The following is a 20,376-nucleotide window of genomic DNA, read 5'->3' as shown; positions in this document are numbered from 1 at the left end:
GGGTAGGATGTGATTTTTTATGAGTTGTGATGCACAAAAATAGCATCTCTTAAGCGTTGTTGTTGTTCAAAGCGTTGCTCTTGATTGAGTTCTGTATCATGGGAAAGCTGCATAAGCATTTCATTCATATTGTGAACGGAATTTTCATCAAGCAGTAAATCCACTTTTTGAGCAATTTCATCATAGTGGGACATAGTCACAACTCCAATGTGTTTATATTGGTGCAATGATAACGCAAAATATCATTAAGTGGTTATGCTATTAGTTCTGTTTATCGATGATCATCACTGCCATGGTGTCGGGCTCTAATGCTCGCATAATATGCGGTTCATCACCGGGGTAGTGAATATAATCCCCAACCGCTAACTCAACAGGGTTATCTACTGGGCCCACTAAGGCTCTACCTGCAGTGATAATGATATGCTCACTAACACCGTGCATATGTGGTTCTGAAATACGATCACGCCCTGGTTGTGCAATGACAGTATAGATATCCCGACGAGAATCATCAGGGGCGGAAGACAATAAAAAGGCTAAATAATTGGCGTGTTCAGCGCTGACTGGAACGGCTTCACCGTGGCGGATCACCGTTACGGTCTCTTGTTTTTCTTCAATTAAGCGCGCAAAAGGAATATCTAACGCAACACAAAGTGCCCACAGCGTTTCAATGCTCGGGTTTCCGCTGCCTGACTCCAGTTGGGATAGCGTTGATTTAGCAATACCGGCTTTGCGTGATAATTCAGAGAGTGATAACCCACTTTTTTGCCGTTCGCGAGCGAGTGCTTTTGAAATAAGGTCAATAGGGGGGGCAGGTAAATTCAATTTTCATATCCTATATAGATTGCATTTTACAGTAGCGATCGCCATAATGAACAAACGTATTATATATCGAACGGTTTAGGAATGCTAACGTCTACCTTAAATTCCACGCTTAATAATAGCACAGTGAAAAATATTGCTCTGGTGTGTCTTGCTGACTTAATTGTGGGGATTTCATACGGTGCGCTCGCTCATTCTCAGGGCTTTAATTTCTGGGTGCCTTTGACACTATCAATACTCGTGCTTGCGGGGGCATCTGAGTTTCTCTTTATCGGCGTGATCTTTACAGGGGGAAGCCCTATTTCCGCTGCGCTAGCGGGCTTGCTGGTTAATTCACGCCATATTCCGTTTAGTTTTGCTGTCGGGGATTTAACCGGCAAAGGGGCAAAAGCGCTTTTGGGATATCACATTATGAATGATGAAAGTGTGGTTTTTGGCCTTGCGCAAGAAACAGAAAAAGAGAAGCGTGCGGCTTTCTGGTTGTGTGGTATTGGTATTTTACTTTGTTGGCCACTCGGGGTAATTATCGGCGAAGTGCTGGGCAGTTTTGTGAATGATACCCACGTATTTGGTATGGATGCGATGTTCCCTGCGATTATTTTAGCCCTTTCGCTGCCAGCACTAAAAGATAAGCGTTTGAGAATAACCGCCATTATTGGCTCGGTAATTGCGGTTGCAACAACCCCTTATTTAGCTGCTGGGATCCCTGTTTTATTAGCATTATTAAGCTTAGTTATTTATATAAGGAAATAATCATGATGGAGAATCCGTGGTTAATCTTCAGCGGCATCATGATATTAGCTGTTGGAACATATCTTATGCGAGCATCAGGAGCTTTGCTGAAAGGCCGCGTAGTGCTTTCAGAAAATAGTAAAGCCCTATTTTCCGCTGCTGCGATTGTGATTTTATTTTCGGTTGCGGTGACCTCTACCTTATTTTCTGGGGAGTCATTTTCAGATTGGCCGAAGATCATTGGTGTTTTGGTGGCAGGAATGCTGACTTGGTATAAAAAACCATTTATTTTAATTGTGTTATCTGCTGCTGTTGTCACTGCACTGTTACGATTAATGTAATAGAAGTGTGGTTAATCTAATAAAAATTGCCCCTATTGGTTGATAGGGGCAAAAGAATTACACTGTGAGGTCTTTAATGGTTTCTGTAGGGCCATTTTTTTGTACTGAAGCGATACCTTTTAGCGCAGATTGTTTAGAAGCATACATCTCACTGGTAGCAATAATTTCATGATTAGCCGCTTTTAATACAAAGTAATAAGGCTGAGCCACATCTTTCGTGGATTTTTTCAATTCATAATAGCCCATGATAAGCTCCTGCGTTTAAATGGAAAACTAAATATCTAATAAGGAAATAAGCAGAAAAAATGTTCTACTTAAAATAAGATTAGCTGCTGTTAGGTATTATTACTAGTGAGGAACAGGCATTTAGGAGAAACTACAAAAAAAAGCCCCTGCTAAACAGAGGCAATCGTAGGATATATAGAACTCTTTATTGTCCTTTTAGGATATCTGTATCTTATTGATTAAGCTATTTGGTTATGCTTATCAATAAAAAAGGTTTTACCGATATCATCAACAAGGTTAATCAATATTCCTTTCTATTGCGCTGCGGGTGCGTTAACAGGTTTTGGCATTGGTATGTTATTCATATTAGAAAAGTCAGGGACTTCCATTACAGTGACTTTCACAACATAGCGTTTGCCATCTTCAATTTTAGGGGCACTGTTCGCCAGTTTTTTCACTGTTTCATTCGGTGTTGTGGTCTGTTCAGCTACGCTATACACCATATTATGGTGATTGCCCATATGCGGGCGCTGCATGTGATTATTTCCACCATTGCCAATATTGGCTGCAGTTGCTGCAAATCCGACTGACATTAACGCTAAAGCAAATAAACCCGCATTTAATTTTTTCATTTCGATTTCCTCTGTATGGTTGATGAAGCCATCATTCACGAAAAGTTTTTGTGGCTCAATCGCTTTTACCTCCCTTGACTGAAGCTTCATAATTACTGCACTTTTTGTTCATGCTTAATTCATAATTTAGTGAAAACAGTGAGTTAGTAGACTGAAATTTACATTTTTATTCCAGTTGTGCTAATGCGAGTTTCAATTGTGGAGGCCAAGGACACAATAGACTAGGATGGTAAGTTAGCTTCAATATCATCACAATCCTAACAAAGTGAGCATGTATGTCAGATAAAAAAATCCTTCTTTCTTTGCTCGATCTTGCTCCGATCACCCAAGGGTCAACGGCAAAAGAGGCTTTTTCCCATTCTCTTGACCTTGCTAAATTGGCTGAAAAGCTAGGTTATCACCGTTATTGGCTTGCTGAGCACCACAATATGACAGGGATCGCTAGCGCAGCGACATCGGTACTCATTGGGTATTTGGCGGCAAATACAGAGTCTCTGCGATTAGGCTCTGGTGGCGTGATGCTGCCGAACCATTCACCATTAGTGATTGCAGAGCAGTTCGGTACGCTCAATACACTTTATCCTGAACGTATTGACTTAGGGATAGGGCGAGCACCGGGAAGTAACCAGCAAACCATGCAGGCACTACGCCGCCACATGAACACCGATATCGACAATTTCCCGCAAGATATTGCCCAAATAGTTAATTGGTTTGATGCGACTAATCCAGACCCCGCCGTACGTCCTGTTCCTGGGTTTGGTGAAAAAATCCCTGTTTGGTTATTAGGTTCAAGCCTTTATAGTGCAACCCTTGCGGCAAAATTAGGCTTACCTTTTGCGTTTGCTTCCCATTTTGCACCAGATTTATTATTGCAAGCGCTAGAGGTTTATCGCAGCAACTTCCAGCCATCGAAAAGACTCGCTAAGCCTTATGCGATGGTATGTATTAATATCATTGCAGCGGATACGCAGCGTGAAGCTGAATTTTTATTTACCTCAATGCAACAAGCCTTTGTGATGCTACGTCGTGGGCAGACCTCCCAATTACCACCGCCAGTTGAAAGTATGGCCGATATTTGGTCTCCTGCAGAGGAATACGGCGTCCAACAAGCACTTGGCATGTCATTAGTGGGGGATAAATCGAAAGTCCGTCATGGGCTAGAAACCATTTTGCGTCAAACACAAGCCGATGAAATTATGGTTAATGGGCAAATTTTTGATCATCAATCTCGTTTGTACTCATTTGAACTGGCGATGCAAGTTATGAATGAATTGAGTTAGGCTATTTGGAAGGGCGATATTTTGCAGGGAAGCAAGCATTTGATTTAATAAATAAGAAAAGAGATAACCCAGAAAAAATCTGGGTCATTGACGGGTTAGCAAGCGATTTGCGGGTGGTGTGGTTCTAGCGGTGGTAACCCATGAGCAGCACGCGCTCGGTCACACGCCTCATTATAGATACCATCTTGCCAAGATTGCTCAAACTCACGACAAGGCGTTGGCCTTTGTGCGTAAATGGAGCAAGATACACATTCCCCTATCGTGCCTTGTAGCGCGCTACAGCGCGTGTTTTGCTTTTGATTGGTGCCATGCATACAACTCATAAAAGGGGTAATTTGCTCGGTTAAATGTTGTGGCACAACGCCGCCGCCACTTTCAGCCTCTGCCCAATAAAAAGAGACACGAAAATAGGCGCAACAAGCACCGCAGCTTACACAAGGGTTATCTGAAGGATCGGTTTTTAGAATATGAATATTTGACATAACAAAACCAGATATTGATGTTGATAATATCCCCGTAGAATACGGGTTGACGCAACACAAGCAGGAAGCTCAAGAAAACGTTGCTCAAATTTTATTATCTTATGTAAATCCAGTAAATTGCAATAGTGTCTAGCAGAAAAAACTATCTTTTATACGTATGTTTGATTTTAATGAAATTAAACGGCAATTTTTAGCAATAAAAAAACCTGCCTAAATGGCAGGTCTTTGAATCAATACAAGCGAGCAGTTAAACGTGTTTTAATTCAGTATCATCGTCTTGATTAAACACTGTTTTATCTGTTTCACCCATCAGTTGGCTAGTCACTGTACCTGCTGTCATTGAACCGCTAACGTTCAGGGCAGTACGGCCCATATCGATTAATGGTTCAACTGAAATCAACAGAGCAACTAAGGTTACTGGTAAGCCCATCGCAGGCAGGACGATTAACGCCGCAAATGTTGCACCACCACCGACGCCAGCAACACCTGCTGAACTCACAGTGACAATACCGACTAACGTTGCAATCCACAGTGGATCAAACGGGTTGATTCCCATTGTTGGAGCAACCATGACTGCCAACATGGCTGGGTAAATACCCGCACAACCGTTTTGGCCAATCGTCGCGCCAAATGAGGCGGAGAAACTGGCAATGGATTCTGGAACACCAAAACGGCGTGTTTGCGTTTCAATATTCAGCGGAATACTTGCAGCGCTCGAGCGGCTAGTAAAGGCGAATGTGAGTACTGGTCCCGCTTTCTTAAAGAATTTAATTGGGTTTAAGCCCGTTGTTGCAATAAAAATACCGTGGACAATAAACATGATGCCCAGTGCCACGTAAGAGGCAATAACGAACGTACCTAAGTTAATGATATCGTGAAGATTCGAGCTTGCGACTACTTTGATCATCAGCGCCATCACACCATAAGGGGTTAAACGCATGACTAAGCGAACTAATTTCATCGCCCAAGCTTGCATAACATCAATCGCAGCTAAGGCTTTTTCACCGCGTTCTTTATCATCTTTAAACAGCTGTAATGCAGCTACCCCTAAGAAGGCCGCAAAAATAACCACACTAATGATTGATGTTGGGTTCGCACCAGTTAAATCCGCAAATGGATTTTTGGGAATAAACGACAGGATCAATTGTGGTACGGTTAAGTCAGAAACTTTACCAATATAATTAGTTTCAATAGCACTCAGACGGGCAGTTTCTGATTGCCCTTGTACTAAGCCTTCAGCCGTTAAGCCAAACAGGTTAGCAATTAAAATACCCACTAAAGCAGCAATTGCGGTTGTTAACAGTAGCGTTCCAATCGTTAGGAAACTAATTTTGCCAAGAGAGGAGGCTTTATGCAGTCTTGCAACCGCACTCAAAATAGACGCGAATACCAATGGCATAATCACCATTTGTAATAGCTGCACATAACCATTACCAACAATATTAAACCAAAGAATGGAGTCTTTTACCGTTTGGTGACCACTACCGTAAACTAGGTGTAGTACAACACCATAAGCAACACCAAAGACTAGACCGACTAACACTTTTTTAGACAGACTCCAGCCTTTCGCTCCCAGTTTTGCTAACAGTATCAGTAGTGCTACAAAACCGAGCACATTAATAATTAGAGGAATATTCATTCCGAACTCCAAATCGTTTTTTATAAGGTATGTGACTAGCCCTTTAATCCTTAATGGTTATAAGGATTTCGTTGCTTCTAACAACTGGTTATATGTTATCAATAGAGAAAATACATTTCTTATACTAAATAGTAATAAGGTAGTATTATTCATGCTTACATTATATTACAAAACTGAGAATTATGTAGGAAAGCGTATATCTAGCTGATTTTGAATGTATTTTATTGTGCTTTCTACCTGAGAATAAAAATCAAAGTGATATCCTGCAGGTAAGAAGCAGGCACAAACCGTCAAAACTACGGCAATAAAACGCTCAGTACGCTTGCTGTTTTTTCCACGAATGACAGGAAAACAGAAACGTTGGGGCAATGGCCATAAAAAAGGCACCCCTGACGGTGTTAGCATATCAGCCACTAAATGGCTCAAATAACCCAATAAAAAGGCTTGAATAAGGTCATTAGGAATAGGCCATTGCGCTGGGATCCACTGATAACACGAAAGCATGAGTAGCAACCATGCCAATAAACTGTGGGTGAAACCGCGGTGTCCACAAAGCTTAGAGATAGGCAGCGAAAAAATACGCAGCAGCCGACCGGGTAGGGAAGAGGGGTGATCAATATCGGGCAATAATGCACCTAATAACGCGCCGGGGACCAAGTGCAGCCAATCACCTTGAGCAAGCTCAGGGGTGACTTGGAGTTTATGGGCCATTATCAAAGAGGCGACGGAAAAAAGCAGATGCCCTTCAGCGGTCATGGTGGATAAAATACCATCTGTTTATCTATACAGTTGATTGGCAGTATAAAGTGTTTAAAAAGAATATGATAGAGGGGGAAAGGTAAAAAAACTCTTATTTATTAGCAAATAAGGAAAGGATTTTATATTTTTTGGTAATTCCCCTACCTAAGTCAGATAGGGGTGAACACAAATTACACAATTCGCTATAACTAGCGTAAATGTTTTGCTTCTAATTCATTTAAAGAACTTAATTTAATATCCGCTAAGCCAAAGCGTGGGTCATTAAAATGCTTGTTATCTGGTACGACAATGGAGCGCATTCTTGCAGCTTTTGCTGAAATCATACCATTGAACGAATCTTCTAAAGATGTGCAATGGATAGGTTTGGTTGATAGCGCAGAAGCAGCTTTAAGATAAACTTCAGGGTGTGGTTTACTTAATGGTAAATCAGCTGCTGAAATAACCGCAGAGAAATAGTCGCGTATATCCAGTAAATTTAACACTTTTTCAAGCATATACAGTGGTGATGCAGACGCTAGTGCGATTTTTAAATCCATCGAGCGGCAAAGTTCCATTGCATGTTGTACACCTGGTAAAATAGGGCGAGTTTCTTCAACTAAGCCAACAACACGGTCAATGATCCGCTGTTTGGCTTCTTGTTGACTGCATCCATGCCAAGGCGAAGCTTGGTACCAAAGTTCAACAACATGGTCAATACGTAAACCCAATGTATCAGGCAGAGTGTTGGCAATTGCAAGGTCAACGCCTAGCTGTGAAAAAACTTCAAGCTCAGCTTGCTCCCAAAAAGGTTCCGAGTCGATCAATAAGCCATCCATATCAAAAATAACGGACTGGATGGGAAGGTTATGGTACATGTCAAAACTCCATTCATGTAAACCCTATTGCCAATGAGCTATACCCTTGTGGCAGTAGGAATTAAGGGAACTTACCCAGCAACGATAGTATTTATTTACTAACTAGCTATGATATCAGCAAATGAATAAATATTCGTATTAATTGCACGAGTGATTGTAACAACTCAACACTAAAGCGAATAGACACAGATGGTAAAAGTTGTGTATCCAATGTGTCTTTAGTAATGTTTAAAATTCTGAAAGTCGTTACGCAATCATCATTTTACAAGGTAAATTTGGAGGCATTTAATAATTTCGGCTATTATTACCCCTGAAAAGTCACCATGAAAATTTATAGAGAATAATAACTCTAAGGAAGAGCAGTAATGAATTACCACAATGCTAATTATGTCGCAATCGGCAAACGTATTCTGGGTTGGGTTGTTTTTCTGGTAGCATTAATTTCGACGTTGGCGTCTTTAGTTAAGCTTGCAGGGATGAAAGGGCTGGCAGGTGAAGGGATCAATGCCGTTGCCAATGACTTTATTAAACTGATGGCGGAAATGACTCGTCAAACGACACCATTTCTCAATTTCTTCTGGAATAACTCACCTGTACCGCAAGTTGCCAATGGTTTTTCAGGTAGCAACCTCGGTTTTATTATCATCTTTATCTTTATTTTTGTTGGCTTAGCACTCAGTGCGTCAGGTCTGAGAATGTACCGACAAATTAAATTTATTCGCGAAAGCCTTGAAGACCATGTCATTTTGGAAAAAGCCAAAGGTATTGAACTGTCCAAAGCAGAGCTCGAAGCAAACGTCACCATTCCACGCCACACAATTTTTACCCAGTTTTTTATTCTCTATTTCTGGCCAGTTGTGCTTTTGATAGGACTGTATTTTATCCTTAAACTCCTTAACTGGTAATTTTCGTCATACTTCCCATTATGCGGGTGTTATCTTCGTTTGCTAACGCTAGTCACATACTTATGTATGCTCCTAGCGATTAGCGGCACTTGATGCCTACGTATAATAGGAATTATTTAGAAAATTAAATGTTGGTCATACTTCCCATTATACGGGTGTTATCTTCGTTTGCTAACGCTAGTCACATACTTATGTATGCTCCTAGCGATTAGCGTCACTTGATGCCTACGCATAATAGGAATTATTTAGAAAATTAAATGTTGGTCATACTTCCCATTATGCGGGTGTTATCTTCGTTTGCTAACGCTAGTCACATACTTATGTATGCTCCTAGCGATTAGCGTCACTTGATGCCTACGCATAATAGGAATTATTTAGAAAATTAAATGTTGGTCATACTTCGAGCTGTAGCGGTGTTGGCTACACTCAAATCTATTCCTTTAATAGCGAATCAATAATTTTTTGAGCGTGCAGATAGCTTTGTTCATTACCAAAAATATGGGCTTGATTAAGCAAATAATATAATTGGTAAATAGGCTGCCTATCTAAAAAGCCATTAGGGAGTGGCCAAATGCTTTGGTAGCCATCAATAATTTGGATAGGAATATCTTTATACAATGGCAACATTGCGATATCACATTCCCTGTCTCCCCAATAACACGCAGGATCATAAAGAACGCCATCAATTTGATGCGTTATGGCGCAGTTAGCAGGCCATAAATCGCCGTGCAATAAAGAGGGTTGAGGTTGGTGACCCGTTAATTTGTTTTTAACGACATCGACAATTTGCTGAATATCACCAAATACCATACCTTTTTCAGAGGCTAGTTGTAATTGAAGACCAATGCGCTTTTCTGCAAAGAATGAATTCCAGCGTTTTTCCCAACCATTAGGTTGAATAATAGTACTGAGCATGGTGTCAAAATCAAAACCATAACTAGGTTGTTCTTCCCATTGGTGTAAACGGGCAAGCTGTTGGCCAAAGTGCCAAGCGTTGGTAGAATCGAATGGTTTTAGTGGGAAATATTCCAATAATAGAAAACTGTGGTTTTTATTGTTACCGACGCCATACACCTTAGGGACGGCGATGGTTTGGCTTTTGGCGAGCATTTCAAGCTGTTCAGCTTCTTGTTTAAATAAGGGAAGGAACTCACGCCGGTTTTGTTTTACAAAAACAGTGTGCTCACCATAGTCAATTCTTAACGTATGGTGAATATCACCACCAGAGAGAATGACTTTGTTACGCAGCTCTGCTTCACCCAAGTGTTCACTTAATAAACGACTCATTGCTTGCCACATGACTCACCTCGCTCTGCTTTGGTCTTCACTAATACCATACTATAGCGACAGTTTAGGAATTAACAGTGATAATTGTTTAAAAAGAAACGCCTATCACGAAATAACTGTTTAAGAATTTTATTCATTAAAATTAATTATCATAAACTGAAAGATAGTGGTTCTTTATTAAATTGAGAATGTTCAGATATTTGTCTATTAAATCGATATGCCAGCGCGCTCCTCGGTTTATTCAGGTAAACTGCAAAAAATGAATTAATAAGGGAAAGCCATGCATACTGATTTTCAAAATCCACGTTGGTTAAGGGACTTGCTGCGATTTATTCCGCTAAAAAGTCAGTTTGTATTGTTTGGTAATGTGCGTGATTTACAAGCCAGTGAAATAGCCCCCTCGATTGTGACGCCTTTGCCATTTAACCAGTCTTTATTTAATAGTTTATTTAAAGCAGGTTATGCATATGTGCTGACTTACACGCCATTGATCGGTTTTCAATGCTTAGCAAACCCTGCGCAAAACACTCAAGAAACCGATACGGTTATGCAACGGCTAGGGTTAAATGTTGCAGAGGGTAAAGCGGCTGGTGGTATCGATATATTGAATCATCTGCTTGAGCGGTTTATTAATGATAAACAACAGCCTATTGCATTATGCATCGACTTTGCTTCTTGTTTAATTTCCCATCGTGATAACCTTACACCCGCAGAACACAGTTTATTTACCCGTGCGCTCGTCGCATCACACCAAGGAAAGGCAAGGCCAGCAGGGGAGCACAATCAGCCGTTTTTTAATACGGTATTTTGGGTAGTGGAAAAAGAAACAGATTTGCCCGATTGGTTTGTGGTGAATAACCCACGAATTCGAGCCATTCCAGTTGCTAAACCCGATGGTCAAGTACGCCGTTTATTAGCGCCTAGTCTCTTGGCTTCATTGGCAGATTTTAATCGCCTAGAAGAGACAGATAAAACATTGCTAATTAATGATTTTATCGATGAAACAGAAGGGTTATTGTTATTGGATTTAACTGCAATAGTGCAACTGGCACGTATCGAACAGGTGCCTGCAACCAGTATTAGCGATGCCGTTCGTCGTTATAAAGTGGGGATCACGGAAGACCCGTGGAAAAAGATTGATAAGCAAAAAATTCACAACGCCCCCGCAATAATTTCCCGCCGAGTGAAAGGGCAGGAGCATGCGGTGACACACTTATTGGATATTATCAAACGAGCAATGACAGGTGTTGGTAGCCATAAAGGTGGGCGCCCTCGTGGCGTGTTATTTCTTGCTGGGCCGACAGGTGTCGGGAAAACGGAACTGGCTAAAACAGTGACGCAGTTACTGTTTGGTGACGAAAGCGCCTATATCCGCTTTGATATGTCTGAATTTAGTGCCGAACATGCAGACCAACGACTGATTGGTGCACCTCCAGGTTATGTCGGATATGATTCAGGTGGTGAATTAACCAACGCAATCCGCGAAAAGCCATTCAGTGTGGTTTTGTTTGATGAAATTGAAAAAGCCCATCCCCATTTAATGGATAAATTTTTACAGATCATTGATGATGGAGTTTTAACATCAGGGCGTGGTGATCGCGTTTATTTCTCAGAAGCGTTAATTATTTTCACGTCTAACCTCGGTATTTACCGCTTAGATGCCAATGGTGAGCGAGTGGCAAATGTCCAACCTCACGAACCGTTCGAAACCGTGACGCGTAATGTTAAAAATGAAATAGAGCGCCATTTTAAATTGGTGCTTAATCGCCCTGAGTTGCTTAACCGTATTGGTGAAAACATTATTGTTTTTGACTTTATCCGCCCTGATGTTGCTGAGCAAATTTTCGAGCAGATGGTGGATAACATTTTGTCAGGCTTAGAAAAACAGTCTTTGGCTATTTCAATATCTGCGAAAGCGAAAGACGCGTTAAAAGTGAGTTGCTTAGCTGATTTATCCAATGGCGGACGCGGAATACGTAATCAATTAGAAATACATTTGATTAACCCATTATCGAGAGCCATTTTCGACCAAGACATACAAGCCAATAGTGCTTATCAAATTACATCAATTCAGATGGGTGAAAATGCGCAAGTTACGCTAACTGCGGTAGGTTATTAGCCTAATGAATATTAGTGTTTCACGCATTCATTTCCCAGTGACAACATTAGGGCCAGGGAAACGGATTGGTATTTGGTTCCAAGGATGTTCGCTGCGTTGCAAGGGGTGTTTATCCCCTGATACGTGGCATGATAAAGAAAGCTCCCTGACGGTAGTGCAGCTTATTGAACAGATCCAGGAATGGTTCCCTTTCGCTGATGGTATCACTATTTCAGGGGGAGAGCCGTTTGAGCAACCAGATGCCTTGTTCACATTATTGCAGGAAATAAAACGGCAGTTTCAAGGTGATACCTTGGTGTATAGCGGTTATGAATGGGAGGTCATTGAGGGGCGTGCTAATCAAATGAATCCCTATATTGATGCGTTGATCAGTGAGCCGTTTAACGTCGAAATGCCGCAAACATTGATGTTAAGGGGGAGCGATAACCAACGGCTTCATCTTTTAACACCACTCGGAAAGGCATTATTTAAGCAATACCAACGCGTTGCAATGCCAGAAGATAAGAGATTGGATTTAGCCTTTGATGAGCAAGGGCGACTATTTTTAGCGGGGATCCCTGAACGCGATGACATGCTGCGGTTAAGTCAACTCCTTGCCCTACAAGATAACACCTTAAAACAACTCAAAAAATAGCCACGAGAGAGAAGGATGACGATGATACGCTTTTGCTCGCATTGTTTAACAGAACGGCCGCTAACTGAAATATTTTGTGCGGGGCAAATTCAAACACAACAGGGAAATCTGCAACTTTGTGGTTGGGATCTTACACTTGAGCCTATCCATTCTGAAGGGTGGCGCCCTGAAGCGGTTGCCGTAATACCTATTGATACGGCCTCAAATGAGAGAAATGAAATTCCGCGGTTACGTCATTGTGAAAATGGTCATCTTATGGCTGAAGATGATTTTATTTGCCTAGAGTGCGGTGCGGATGTCGCAGCAGAGCCAGTAACTGAAATTTTATCGTCACCCCATCAGCAGATAGGCGCTTGGCACATAGCAAGGCGGATTAATGGCAGTGATAGCCCCCGTGAACGCTACTTCGTTACGCATTGTACTGAAGAAAAAAACGGCGTATTGACGCTCTACCAAAAGGGAGAGGAGCCCGATCCCGCTGTTTACCAAGTCCTCAAACGCATTCCAACAGACCATGTTCCTGAGCTTTATGAGTATGGCCGCTTTGAAAACCGCGCATGGCATGTCACTGAAATGCTTGAGGGCGGGTCACTCAGCCAATTTATCCAGCAAGGTGAATTTTGGCAGGCAGATGAAATTCCTAAACTTGTAGAAGAAATGGGGCAGGCAATTGCCGCATTTGCGGAGCATGGGTTGCGACACCGTAATTTGAGCCCCGCTAATTTGCTTATTCGCAAGCGCCATCCTCTTGATATTGTGGTGATTGAATACGGATCTGCCTGTTTATCTGAGTTTGACCTCGATATTGTCACTCCGCTTGATATTTCACGTTATTCAGCGCCTGAAACTCTCGCGGGTGGTGTTAGTGCAGCGTCCGATTGGTGGAGCCTCGGGATTATTCTCTTAGAACAACTGACCCAAGGGCAGTGCTTCGACCATATCCAAGATAATGCTTTTCTTATCCAAGTGATGACAAATGGTGTTGATTTACCAGAAGATTTATCCCCTAACATCCAATTGTTATTACGCGGGTTGTTGTGCAGAGACCGTTTCTTACGTTGGCAGTGGCCACAGGTATCAGCATGGTTACAAGGGAAGCCCCAACAAGCCCCACAAATTCAAAAAAACGATAGACAAAGCCATTTCCACACACTGGCATTTGCGGGGCAGCAATTCCAGCAATCCGATGTCTTTGCATTGGCGGCGGCGCAAGCTAATCATTGGGATGATGCGTTATCGCTTTTATTGCGAGGTGAAGTGAGTTCGTGGTTAACGCAGTTTGAAAACAGCCAAGATCAATTAGAGAAATTGCAAACATTGCTTGATAGCGACTTTCAGCAAGAAAATCTTGATGATATTAAACTGACTTTTGCTTTAAAAATTCTCAATGAAAACATGCCATTAATTTACCGTGGAGAGATCATCACACCAGCATGGCTGCTAGAGAAACCCAGTTTAGGCTTTGCACTGATTAGCGAGTCGCTTAATCAATACATTCAAGATATCGACCCACAGCATTGGCTAGTGCAGCTTTATCATCGCCAATGTTTGGTGCGAGAGCGAGCCCGCCAACTTAATATTCTCTTGAATGAAGAAAGCCTTCGGTTATATCTATTGATTACGTCAATCAATCAATTATCTGCAAGGTGGGAGCTCTTACATGCGCAATTTCCTGACTCCCATAATGAAAGTTTACAAGGGTTATTTGATAAGCAAAATCCGCAAGAGATTGATTACATTCTGCTATTAAGTGCGGACATTGGCCAGTTTATTTCATTAGACACATTGGTTGAGCAGGCGTTTGAGCTAGCCAGACAAAATGATATTGATAATTTTGATCATGACGCTGCCAAAATGCAGCTTTCGCTATCCCGTAAAGTGCTGTATTCACAGCTTAGCGAGCGAGTGAGTGATTTCAAACGTGTTGGGTTGGCTGTTTTAGACAGCTGGGTTGACCAGTATTTATTGATGCGCAGGCTTTCTCTTGAGAAAACATTGGTGTTGCTGGCGGTGCCAGTAGAGCACTGGCAAGTTCCTGAATCGCAAAAATATGTACTCGAAGTGTTGCGCTTTTTTAACCAAAAACTAACCGCGGTGACACAGCGGGGCAATTTAGTTCGCATGCGTTTAACGCCAAATACAGGGCGCATTGATTTAACGGAGTGTGATAGCACGTTTCGCAGTGCAAGTGCGTTATTGGAGCACTTACTTAACCGTAAAAAAGGGTTGATGACCATTGATAGCGATATGCTGCTACAGCGCAAAGGTGTGAATTCACGGTTAAGAATGCTGCAAGCAGATACGCAATTATATCAAAGGGATACGGGTATTAATGGCATGTATTTGGGCTTTCCTTTTTTGGTATTGAACACCCAGCCAAACCAAATTAAACCCCGTATTGCGCCGTTATTTTTATGGCCAATTTCAATGCAATCGGCAATTGCTCAGCAAAGCTCTATTCAATTGAATTTTGATCACGAGCGTGGTGTCGTCCGCCTTAACCCTGCATTAGCGAGCTTTGTGGGGATCCCCGCAATAAGTAAGTGGCAGGGTGTTTTAGACGCTTTGTTATCAAAAGCAGGGTTGACCATTGATGAAATTATGGAAAGCTTGTCTGCACTGTTGCCAATACAAGGTACGCAACTACTTCCATTGCCTTCGTTAACTGACCCTGTAGAAGAAAACTATGCACAGGTTGCATGCTCGGCGGTGCTATTCCATACATCATTTATTGGTCAGGCAATGAGTGGTGATTTACAGCAAATAGCCAATATGTCCATTGCTCAGACAGCATTGTCTACTTTATTGAAAGTCAATTCAGGTGGTTCAGCAGCGCCTGTTGTTAACTCAGAAAATATCCTGAGCCCATTTGCGCTATCCCTTGCTGATCCTTCTCAGGAACGTGTTGTTCAAGCGGCACAGCAACAAACAGGGTTATTAATTGAAGGCCCGCCGGGAACAGGGAAAAGCCAAACCATTGTTAGTCTTATTGCCGATGCATTAGGCCATCAACAGACAGTGTTAGTGGTATGCCAAAAGCCCGCGGCACTTGAAGTGGTATATAAGCGATTGGTGGCTAATGGTTTAGGTGATAGGGCGCTGATGATTAGTCAGAATCAAAAAAGCCGTGAGGTTATTTTGGCGGTGCGCGAACAAATTGAGCAACTGTGGAATAAAGAAAATAACACGTTATTTGAGCAAGATTGGCAAGCAGAACGCACTCGTTTATTTAGCCGAGTACAGCTTTTTGAGCAAAAACTCGATGCTTATTACCATGCCCTTAATAATGTCGATACCCATTGGCAGCTATCTTATAAGCATATTTTAAGTCGCTTAATTCAGGTTGAAGTTTTAGAGCGCTTGAATATCAATGATGATGCGTTAGTTCATGTATTTACTGAATTTAATCAACCTAAATTAGCCCAACTTCTAGATGACATTAAACAGCATGCCCAAACATGGTGGCAATTAGATTATGAAAATAGCCCATTAAAGGCATTAGCGCAGTTTTCTGTGAACGACCATCAATATATGTTATTTAATCAACATATTACATTATTTATTGATGTGGAAAAGCAACGTGATCAGGCTTACCAATCCGCTTATCACGGTATTACACTCACTGAGCTGACAAACCATGAACGCATTCTGGTGCAGTTAAAGTCACATTTTGGCCAACAAACACCAGCACAATGGCAAAGCTTATCCCAGTGGTTAACGCTGTTTATCAATTTACACGGTTCGGTCACGACGGGCAAAACAGTGATTGAAGAATTAGAACAGCGTTATCAACGTTTATTAATGATTGATGAAGCAAATACGGATTCACTACTTTTCCCGCTATTTAAGGTAATTGAATCAAACAAATTAGCTGAATTATCTCGCGCAACAATGGAGTCAATACAAGGGTCTTGGTTACGATTTTTCAACCCGTTTTACTATGGTCGCCATAATCAGCTACAGCAATTTATGGCTGAAAGTGGATTAAATCAGGATAGCTTGGCTGTATTGCATAAAACGATTGGTGTAGAACAACAATGGCGTTTACTTGAAAAAGAAATTATGCCGATTTATCAAATGATTGGCATGAAACTTCAGCCTAATTGGCGAACTGACTTACCTCAGTTAATCGAACAATTAAAATGGGTGGAGAGTTCGAGCCAGTTATTGGCTCAATACCCTGAAGTTTCCCATTTTTTACCTGCTATTATCGAGGAACAACAGGTCGGATTTGAACGTCAGTGCCATGAAATTCAATCTGCAGTGACAAAGTTCAAAGCAAGAATAGAAAGTGAGAACCAATTAGAGCAAATTGCGCCTGTTTTTTCACCACAAACTATTGAACGGTTCCAACATGCAATGAGTGTAGGACAATCATTTACGAATGAATTAGTCCAAATTGCTGAAAAAAGAAACTCTTTGATCCAATATCAATTATTTAGAGAGGAAACTGCCAATTTTACGCCACAACATTGGCAAATCTTAGCAGTATTACACCCTGTCATTACGCAATATATTCATGAAAACAATCACCAAAAAGATTGGGTTTCAGCACTAATACAGACAGTTAGCTACGGTTTCTATCATTTTGTAAAAAAACAATTTGAGGCTAAATTGCCTGTACTTTCAGCCAATAGTCGGCAATTTATGGCGGATTTAACCGAACTTGAGCAGGCACAAAAAGAACTGCAATTCTTTAACCGTGCGGCGCTAACACGCAATTATGATTTTTCTCAAATGGGAAGCCGCCGTGAATGGGAAGAAATTACGCGCCTTGCAGGGCCAAGGGCGCGCCGTTTACGGGAATTTATTAACGAAGGGCGTGAAATTGGTTTGATGCAATTACGCCCGATTTGGCTGATGACGCCTGATGTAGCAAGCCAAGTCCTGCCATTGCAAGCGGCAATGTTTGATAGTGTGATTTATGATGAAGCGTCGCAAATGCCCATTGAATTTGCATTGTCTACCTTGTTTAGGGGGAAACAAGCGATTGTTAGTGGTGATGAAAAGCAAATGCCACCTTCTAAATTCTTCACAGGGAAACTGGTTGAAGAAGACAATGATGATGAGGTGGATGAACAGCAAATCGATGCGAATGAAGAATGGGATTATCGGCAAATTAGTGATTGTCCTGACTTGCTAAATTTGGCGCGTACGGTATTGCCAGTACATACCCTAGATATTCATTATCGTTCGGCATATCGGGAACTGATCAATTTCTCAAATTTTGCTTTTTATGAAAATCGGTTGAATATTCCAGCGCAATTTTCAGCCAAATTAGTGAGTAAAATTAAGCCATTACAGCTGGTTGTGGTTAATGGTGTATATGTGAATCAAAGTAATGAGGCGGAAGCGGCGGCGGTTGTTGAGCACCTTGCAACCTTGTGGCAACTCCCTTTTGAGCAGCGTCCGTCAGTGGGAGTGGTCACCTTTAACCAAAAGCAGACCTCGTTGATTAACCAACATATTCGTCTGAGGGCGGAGCAGGACGAGCAATTCTTGACCGCTTATACACAAGAAAATCAACGTTTTCGTGATGAAGAGGATATGTCCTTCTTTGTCAAAAATGTGGAAAATGTGCAAGGAGACGAGCGTGATGTAATTTTATTTTCCACCACATTTGGCCGTAATGCGCAGGGGACATTTAGGCGTAACTTCGGTGTATTGGGGCAAACAGGTGGAGAGCGACGTTTAAATGTTGCGATTACACGCGCACGACAACAAGTGGTTATTATGTCATCGATGCCTATCGAGGAAATTTCTGATTTACTGACAACCTACCGTAAGCCTGAGATCCCGAGAGATTATTTGCAAGGCTATTTGGCGTATGCAAAAAATGCTTGCAACCCATTGAGACAAAAAGAAAACCAAAAATTGCTTAACCGCATGTGCCAGACACAGCTGGCCGTGCAAGATACATATGTAGAACAAAGTGCCTTTGTCACTTCAGTGGTTGAATTTATTCAGCAAAATGGTTGGCAGGTGACAGTATCAACGCAAAAAGAAGTGTTTCATTTTGATTGTATTATTGAAGATGAGATAACAGGGCAATTATTAATTGGTATTGAGTGTGATATGCCATCTCATCCACTGTTGCAAACGGCTAGGTCAAGGGAACTATGGCGAAGCAATATTTTAAGCCGTGTCATACCGCAGCGTTATCGTGTTTCTATTATTGAATGGTATAACGATAGAGTGACAGCACAACAGCAACTACAAGATGCGATTGTTAATGCATCAATCAGTTTAACTGGCTCAACGAATAGGGCGATACATCAGGAAAGCGAATTATGAGCTCATCAGTTCATCGTATCAGCGTTAGGGAAATGAATGAAATCCAGTGCCGTCGGCAATTGGCAGTGACGCGTAAAATGTTCCAGCAATGGCAAAAAATGGCCAATACAACACAGTATCACCAGCCACGTATTGAACAAATTTTCACATTATTTCAGCAACTATCAGCGAGTAATACTGCCTCATTGTCTGCACGCCAGTTAACTACATTAGAAAATCAATTAAGTGAATTGAATGGTACACTGAAACACGAAATTCAAACTGTTCGTGAGCAACAACTTGAACAACAGGCATTAGCGGCTAGAACAAACTCACACCGACAACATAATCTAGGATCTTTAGCGGCGTTAGTGCGTGAAAAACTCCCCGCCGAAAAACAATTAATTACAGAGTTGGAAAGTTGCGATGTGTTGAGTGAAAAGGCCTCGAGTTCATTAATTTTCCGTGCACTCTCTGCGCTAAATGACGTTCAAAACCAACTTTCACCTTTTGCTAATCAATTACTTGAACAGTTAAAAGCTCAATCTGAAGATATCCCTCAATTTTGGCAGCACGGTGTGCCATTATCGCCATTTGCCAAGCAATGTGAGCAAATTTTATTGATGATTGAAAAGCTTAAACTGGTGGGAAGCTTGAGTGAGGCGCTAAGCGCGCAGCAACAGCTTGCTGAAATTCAAGCAATGAATGAAAGCTCACAACGCCATTTACGCGCAGACTCACTCATCTTGATCTTGGCCAAACAGTTGAAAGAATGTCAGCAGCATACTGAATTAGTTGAAAAAATCGAACAGCTTTGTGCTGAGCTTGCTATTTTTTCTGATGACGAAAATACAACAATCATTGATGACGCATTAGCTTCGGTACATTCAAGCTCATTTTCTGTGCTGATGCCACTGGCTGAACAATTAGAAGCACAAATTAATTTGGCAGAACAAGCGTTTGTCGCAGAGGCGCAAAGAAGAGTGGTGCTAGATGGTTTAGGTAAGCTGGGGTATCAAGTTCAAGAGACGGATATTAAAGCTTGGATGGATGATGGCAAAGTCGTGGTCAGGCACCCAGCAACGCCGGGGTATGGTTTAGAACTGGGTGGAAAACAAGCCCGTTTTCAAACACGTACGGTGGCGTTATCCTCACAAAGAGACACTCAACGAGATAAAGATGTTGATGCCATTTGGTGTAGTCAACATCAGCAACTGCAAGAGTTTGTGGCACAATCAGACGCCGAGCTGGTGGTTGAGCGTGCATTGCCCGCTGGAAGCGGTGAAATGAAAGTTTATGATATGGAAGAAGACGCGAGGCAGCAAAGAAATCCTGCTGTGCATCAGCAACCTCGCATATTACGTAAATAACGATAATTAATAATTTGAAATTGAT

General features: G+C 41.7%; 17 protein-coding genes. 8 read left to right on the top strand and 9 right to left on the bottom strand.

The annotated features are described in order from the left end of the window. Positions 1-17 precede the first annotated feature (17 nt). Positions 18-194, bottom strand: coding sequence for a DUF2526 family protein (locus J6836_RS09475; RefSeq protein ID WP_219248788.1), 177 nt, complete (start codon positions 192-194; stop codon positions 18-20). A 67-nt stretch (positions 195-261) separates the two neighbouring features. Continuing rightward, on the bottom strand, positions 262-822 hold the full coding sequence (locus J6836_RS09470) for a helix-turn-helix domain-containing protein (RefSeq protein WP_219248786.1): 561 nt from the start codon (positions 820-822) through the stop codon (positions 262-264). Positions 823-903: 81 nt separating this feature from the next. Here J6836_RS09470 and J6836_RS09465 point away from each other — a divergent pair, with 81 nt between their 5' ends. Beyond that, entirely contained in the window at positions 904-1,572 is a 669-nt protein-coding gene (locus tag J6836_RS09465) for an AzlC family ABC transporter permease (RefSeq protein WP_219248784.1), read from the top strand. A 2-nt stretch (positions 1,573-1,574) separates the two neighbouring features. After that, positions 1,575-1,892, top strand: coding sequence for an AzlD domain-containing protein (locus tag J6836_RS09460; RefSeq protein ID WP_219248782.1), 318 nt, complete (start codon positions 1,575-1,577; stop codon positions 1,890-1,892). 57 nt (positions 1,893-1,949) lie between these two features. Here the strand turns inward: J6836_RS09460 and J6836_RS09455 are convergent, their stop codons facing one another. Both J6836_RS09455 and J6836_RS09450 read right to left on the bottom strand, forming a co-directional pair. Next, positions 1,950-2,138, bottom strand: coding sequence for a YegP family protein (locus J6836_RS09455; protein WP_219248780.1), 189 nt, complete (start codon positions 2,136-2,138; stop codon positions 1,950-1,952). Positions 2,139-2,431: 293 nt separating this feature from the next. Further along, a complete protein-coding gene (locus tag J6836_RS09450; RefSeq protein WP_219248778.1) occupies positions 2,432-2,749 on the bottom strand; it encodes a hypothetical protein in 318 nt (105 codons plus the stop codon). A 275-nt stretch (positions 2,750-3,024) separates the two neighbouring features. On the opposite strand from J6836_RS09450, the gene J6836_RS09445 reads away from it, so the two are divergent. Continuing rightward, entirely contained in the window at positions 3,025-4,029 is a 1,005-nt protein-coding gene (locus tag J6836_RS09445) for a luciferase-like monooxygenase (protein ID WP_219248777.1), read from the top strand. 95 nt (positions 4,030-4,124) lie between these two features. Here the strand turns inward: J6836_RS09445 and J6836_RS09440 are convergent, their stop codons facing one another. The 4 genes from J6836_RS09440 to hxpB all read right to left on the bottom strand — a co-directional run bounded on the left by J6836_RS09440 (position 4,125) and on the right by hxpB (position 7,763). Continuing rightward, positions 4,125-4,511 carry a YkgJ family cysteine cluster protein gene (locus tag J6836_RS09440; protein WP_219248775.1) on the bottom strand — a complete coding sequence of 129 codons (387 nt, stop codon included), beginning with the start codon at positions 4,509-4,511 and terminating at the stop codon, positions 4,125-4,127. A gap of 247 nt (positions 4,512-4,758) precedes the next feature. Continuing rightward, on the bottom strand, positions 4,759-6,150 hold the full coding sequence (locus tag J6836_RS09435) for an L-cystine transporter (protein ID WP_219248773.1): 1,392 nt from the start codon (positions 6,148-6,150) through the stop codon (positions 4,759-4,761). A gap of 180 nt (positions 6,151-6,330) precedes the next feature. Then, entirely contained in the window at positions 6,331-6,906 is a 576-nt protein-coding gene (locus J6836_RS09430) for a metal-dependent hydrolase (RefSeq protein ID WP_219248771.1), read from the bottom strand. Positions 6,907-7,097: 191 nt separating this feature from the next. Continuing rightward, the gene (gene hxpB, locus J6836_RS09425; RefSeq protein ID WP_219248769.1) at positions 7,098-7,763 is read right to left on the bottom strand and encodes a hexitol phosphatase HxpB; all 666 of its coding nucleotides are present in this window, start codon (positions 7,761-7,763) and stop codon (positions 7,098-7,100) included. 365 nt (positions 7,764-8,128) lie between these two features. Between hxpB and J6836_RS09420 the strand changes: the two genes are divergently transcribed. Beyond that, the gene (locus J6836_RS09420) at positions 8,129-8,668 is read left to right on the top strand and encodes a YniB family protein (protein WP_219248767.1); all 540 of its coding nucleotides are present in this window, start codon (positions 8,129-8,131) and stop codon (positions 8,666-8,668) included. 432 nt (positions 8,669-9,100) lie between these two features. On the opposite strand, the gene J6836_RS09415 is transcribed toward J6836_RS09420, so the two are convergent. Further along, on the bottom strand, positions 9,101-9,967 hold the full coding sequence (locus J6836_RS09415) for a fructosamine kinase family protein (protein ID WP_219248765.1): 867 nt from the start codon (positions 9,965-9,967) through the stop codon (positions 9,101-9,103). A 268-nt stretch (positions 9,968-10,235) separates the two neighbouring features. On the opposite strand from J6836_RS09415, the gene J6836_RS09410 reads away from it, so the two are divergent. Genes J6836_RS09410 through J6836_RS09395 form a run of 4 tightly spaced genes read left to right on the top strand, consistent with a single transcriptional unit; the run spans position 10,236 to position 20,351 of the window. Next, entirely contained in the window at positions 10,236-12,074 is a 1,839-nt protein-coding gene (locus J6836_RS09410) for an AAA family ATPase (protein WP_219248763.1), read from the top strand. Between the two features lie 4 nt (positions 12,075-12,078). Further along, positions 12,079-12,708 carry a 4Fe-4S single cluster domain-containing protein gene (locus J6836_RS09405; RefSeq protein ID WP_219248761.1) on the top strand — a complete coding sequence of 210 codons (630 nt, stop codon included), beginning with the start codon at positions 12,079-12,081 and terminating at the stop codon, positions 12,706-12,708. A 15-nt stretch (positions 12,709-12,723) separates the two neighbouring features. Continuing rightward, a complete protein-coding gene (locus J6836_RS09400) occupies positions 12,724-19,002 on the top strand; it encodes a protein kinase domain-containing protein (RefSeq protein ID WP_219248759.1) in 6,279 nt (2,092 codons plus the stop codon). After that, complete coding sequence (locus J6836_RS09395) at positions 18,999-20,351, top strand: hypothetical protein (RefSeq protein ID WP_219248757.1); 1,353 nt, start codon at positions 18,999-19,001, stop codon at positions 20,349-20,351. The genes J6836_RS09400 and J6836_RS09395 overlap by 4 nt, the downstream gene beginning before the upstream one ends. Positions 20,352-20,376: the final 25 nt, after the last annotated feature.

Origin of the sequence: Providencia sp. R33 (assembly GCF_019343475.1) — a bacterium.
GTDB lineage: Bacteria > Pseudomonadota > Gammaproteobacteria > Enterobacterales > Enterobacteriaceae > Providencia.
This window is presented reverse-complemented; position numbering and strand designations above follow the sequence as displayed.